Below are 4,228 nucleotides of genomic sequence, written 5' to 3' on the forward strand. Positions count from 1 at the left end.
GGGGTCGCGTGAGCCGGGGGCGCGAGGACAGCGGGATCGGAGGGGCGTCGGACAGTACGTCACGGGGCGAGGAGCCCAGCGGGGAATCCACGGGGCGGACTGCGGGGGAGCCCGACAGCCGGTCCGCCGAGCGGGCCGCAGGCCGGTCCGGCGGGCAGGGCGGCGGCGCGCGAGCGGCAGATGAGCGCACCGCAGACGCGCACGATTCCGAGACGCACGCCCCCGACTCGCGGCCTGCCGACACACACGCTCCCAACACACAGCCCGCAGGGGCGCACACTCCCGACGCGTACGCCCCGGGCGCGCAGCAGCGGATCGCGCGCCAGCGGATCGCGCAACGGCGCACCGGACAGCAGCGCGGCGTACCCCGCACCGGCGCGTACCCGGAGGTCGCCCGCCCCACCGGCGCGCACCCGGATCCCGCCCCCCACGGCCCGACCGACCGCAGATCCCCGATGGTCGGCGCCGTATACGCCGCAGCCCTCCTGCTCACCGCTGGCGCCCTCGGCTGGACGCTCTGGCACGGGCTCGTCGACCCCGGTGTCGCGCTCGCTTTCGGCCTGCTCATCGCCGTCGGGGAGGCCGTCCGCTGGGGGCCCGGACCGGCCGCCGCCGCGGCGGTACCCGGCGGGGCGGGGATGGCGGGGGCCGCACTGCCCGATCCGCCCGGCGCCTCGCCCGGCGCCTCGCCCGGCGACCGTGAGGCCGCCCCGCTGGCCGCCGCCGGAGGGCTCGCCTACGCGCTGCTCGGCGAGATCGCCGGGGTCTCCACCCACCACGGCATCCTGCAGACCGTCACCGTGGTGGTCGCGGCCTCCCTGGTGGGCATGGTGCCGCACGTCGCGATGGGCCGCCCGCCCGCCCTCGACCGGGTCGCCTGCCGCGTCCTGATCGTCGGATTCGCCGCGACCTGCTTCCAGCCGCTCTACAACACCGGAAAGCTGCACGAATGGCTCGGCCGGGGCCCGTACTACGCCCTCTTCCTGCTGCTCCTGCTCGTGCTCACCGCACTTTGCGACGCGGTTCTCACCGCCGCCCTCGCCCGGTCCCGCACCGGCTGGCCGTACGGGCCGCTGCTCCGCGACAAGCTGCGCGAGCTGCCCGGCATCGGCTCGGCGATCTGCGCGACCGGCGCGGTGATGGCGCTGGCGGTGGCCGTGACGGGCCTCTGGGCGCTGCCGGTCTTCTGCCTGCCGCTGCTGCTCACCCAGTTCTCCTTCCGCCGCTACGCGGCCGTACGCACCACCTACCGGCAGACCATCGTCTCGCTCGCCCGCGCCACCGAGATCGCCGGCTACACCCGGCCGGGCCACGCCCGCCGGGTCGCGGGGCTCAGCCTCGCGGTGGGGCGTGAGCTGGGGCTCTCCGAGCCCGGACTGACCGTTCTGGAGTACGCGGCGCTGATGCACGACATCGGGCAGCTGTCCCTCCTGGACCCGGTGCCCGCGGGCGCCACCGAGTCGCTGCCCGCCGCCGAGCAGCGCCGCATCGCGCTGCTCGGCGGCGCGGTCGTCCGGCAGTCCGGGGTGCCCGCCGACGTAGCGCTGATCGTCGAGCGGCAGGCCGACCCGTACCGGGAGCAGCCGCTTCCCGCGCGGATCGTGCGCACGGTGAACGCTTACGACGACCTGGCGGCCGACGGCGGTCCGCTCGGCGGCCCGCTGCGGGCCCTGGAGCGGCTGCGGCTGGCGACGGCCAGGGATTACGAGCCGCGCGTCGTGGAAGCGTTGGCCAGGGTCCTGTCGCGGGGCGCCGGCCCCGCGCGGGCGGGCGGGCCCGGGTGACCGACGGGTAATGAGCGGCCCGGGATATGGGCATGGTTTGATGCGAAGGATGCGGAAGAAGCGGGGAATCGGGGGCGTACAGACGGCGAGGAGCTGTCGTGAGCCCCATATTCGGGGCTGAGATACGCGCCGATGTGTGGAAGGTTGTTGTCCAGGAGAACGACGCCGCGCGGGAGACACGCGGTGTGGTCATCCTGAAGTCGGCGAAAACGAATATCCCGGTGCTCACCGAGCAGGACACCTAGGAGAGCACCGGTCATGACGGCGACGGGAGCACCGGCCGGGAAATCGACATCCCGGCCGCCGACGGCTGACGTGCGGCGGGGGCCGCACGGCGACGGCGGACACATCGATCGCGGAGCAACCAGCAGGCGGGAATCGTGAGGATCTTCGGCAAGGTACGGCACCGGCCCTCCGCCTCATGGCGGCAGGCCACCGACCGTGCGTTCACACTCATCGGCGACGGACGGTACGAGGACGCGGGCGCGCTGCTCACGCGCGCCGCCGACCTGGAGCCGTGGCTGTCGGAGTCCTGGTTCAATCTGGCGCTGCTGCACAAGTTCCGGCACGACTGGGAGCAGGCGCGCGCCGCCGGGCTGCGCGCCGTCGCCCTGCTGGACCGCGAGAGCGGCGCCCCGGACTGGTGGAACGTCGGCATCGCCGCGACCGCCCTGCAGGACTGGCCGCTGGCCCGCCGCTCCTGGCAGGCGTACGGGCTCAAGGTGCGCGGCAACCAGGCGGCGACGGTCGCCTCGCCCGCCGAGCCCGTCGGCATGGAGCTGGGCAGCGCCGCCGTCCGGCTGTCGCCCGAGGGCGAGGCGGAGGTCGTCTGGGGCCGCCGGCTCGACCCGGCCCGTATCGAGGTGCTGAGCATCCCGCTGCCGTCCTCCGGGCGGCGCTGGGGCGAGGTCGTGCTGCACGACGGCGTGCCGCACGGCGAGCGGACCACCGCGGCGGGCAGCGGAACCCTGACGTTCCCCGTCTTCGACGAGATCGAGCTGTGGGCCCCGTCCCCGGTGCCGACCTGGGTGGTGCTGCTGGAGGCCGCGACCGAAGCCGACCGGGACGCCCTGGAGCGGCTCGCGGCGGACGCGGGCTTCGCGGCCGAGGACTGGTCCTCGTCGGTGCGGCTGCTGTGCCGGATGTGCTCCGAGAGCCGGATGACGAGCGACGAGGGCGACGGCGAGCACCTCGACCCGCACGACCACAGCGAGCCGGGCCACCCCGGGCCGCTCGGGCACCGTACGGCGGGCGAGCTGTGGGTGCCGGAGCGCGAGTGCGGCATCGCGGCGCCCGCCGGGCTGGTCCGCGGGCTGCTGGACGGCTGGGTCGCCGACAGCCCGGACACCCGCGAGTGGCGGGATCTCGAAGAGGTCTGTTGACGCGCGGCGGGCCCCGGAGCCGCTGGAGCGGGCCCCGGAGCCGCCGGAGCGGGGCGGGGGCGGCCGGGCCCCGCCGCGAGCCCCCTCTCGAAGCCGCGAGCCCCCTCTCGAAGCCGCGCGCCCCGCCCCGGAACGGCCCCGCCGCAGCCCCACCCCGGCCCCATCCCTGCCCGGACCGTTCCCGGCCCGGCGACGGCACGGATGGCCGTACTCTGTAGCGCGACGAATCAAGGTTTGTCGCATCAATCGTTGAAGCACCGGAAGGCGTACGGCGGACCATGGCCCAGCAAGAGACCGACCAGCAGCTCAGTGCCGAATTCATCGTCGACACGGAGGACTGCGAGGAGCGCGAGGCCGCGTACCGCGAGCGCGGCACGGCCCGCCCGATCACCGTCGTCGGCAATCCGGTGCTGCACAAGGAGTGCCGGGACGTCACCGAGTTCGACGACGAACTCGGGCGGCTCATCGACGACATGTTCGCCAGCCAGCGGGCGGCGGAGGGCGTCGGCCTGGCCGCCAACCAGATCGGCGTCGACCGCAAGGTCTTCATCTACGACTGCCCGGACGATGACGGCGTCCGGCACGTCGGCGCGGTCGTCAACCCGGTCCTCGACGAACTGCCCCCCGAGCGCCGCGCGCTGGAGGAGGCCAACGAGGGCTGCCTCTCGGTCCCCACCGCGTACGCCAACCTCGCCCGCCCGGACTACGCGCTCGTCCGCGGCCGCGATGCCGCGGGCAACCCGATCGCGATCGAGGGCACCGGCTACTTCGCGCGCTGCCTCCAGCACGAGACCGACCACCTCTACGGCCGCCTCTACATCGACCGGCTCTCGAAGCGCGAGCGCAAGGACGCGCTGCGGCAGATGGACGAGGGCACGCCGCGCTACGAGGTCGTACCGAACGACTGAGGCCGCCGGCCCGGCCTCGTGCTCCAAGCCTCCACAGCCTCCACAGCCTCCACGGCGAAGGTCGCGGCGCGCGGGCGACAGCGTCACCTCGCACCGGCAGCGGCGCGACCTTCGCCGTGGAGGCTGTGGAGGCTGTGGAGGCTTGGAGCACGAG

At 74.6% G+C, this 4,228-nt stretch carries 4 protein-coding genes; all 4 read left to right on the top strand.

What is annotated here, in order from left to right:
- Positions 1 to 455: 455 nt before the first annotated feature.
- The 4 genes from QMK28_RS25110 (at position 456) to def (ending at position 4,074) form a co-directional block, all read left to right on the top strand.
- Positions 456 to 1,784 (top strand): HD-GYP domain-containing protein, encoded by a 1,329-nt coding sequence (locus QMK28_RS25110; protein ID WP_326441882.1) that lies wholly within the window; start codon positions 456 to 458, stop codon positions 1,782 to 1,784.
- Between the two features lie 98 nt (positions 1,785 to 1,882).
- On the top strand, positions 1,883 to 2,029 hold the full coding sequence (locus QMK28_RS25115) for a hypothetical protein (RefSeq protein WP_326441836.1): 147 nt from the start codon (positions 1,883 to 1,885) through the stop codon (positions 2,027 to 2,029).
- 135 nt (positions 2,030 to 2,164) lie between these two features.
- Complete coding sequence (locus tag QMK28_RS25120) at positions 2,165 to 3,166, top strand: tetratricopeptide repeat protein (protein ID WP_326441838.1); 1,002 nt, start codon at positions 2,165 to 2,167, stop codon at positions 3,164 to 3,166.
- 278 nt (positions 3,167 to 3,444) lie between these two features.
- A complete protein-coding gene (gene def / locus QMK28_RS25125; RefSeq protein WP_326441840.1) occupies positions 3,445 to 4,074 on the top strand; it encodes a peptide deformylase in 630 nt (209 codons plus the stop codon).
- Positions 4,075 to 4,228 lie beyond the last annotated feature (154 nt).

Origin of the sequence: Streptomyces sp. H27-D2 (assembly GCF_035828615.1) — a bacterium.
GTDB lineage: Bacteria > Actinomycetota > Actinomycetes > Streptomycetales > Streptomycetaceae > Streptomyces.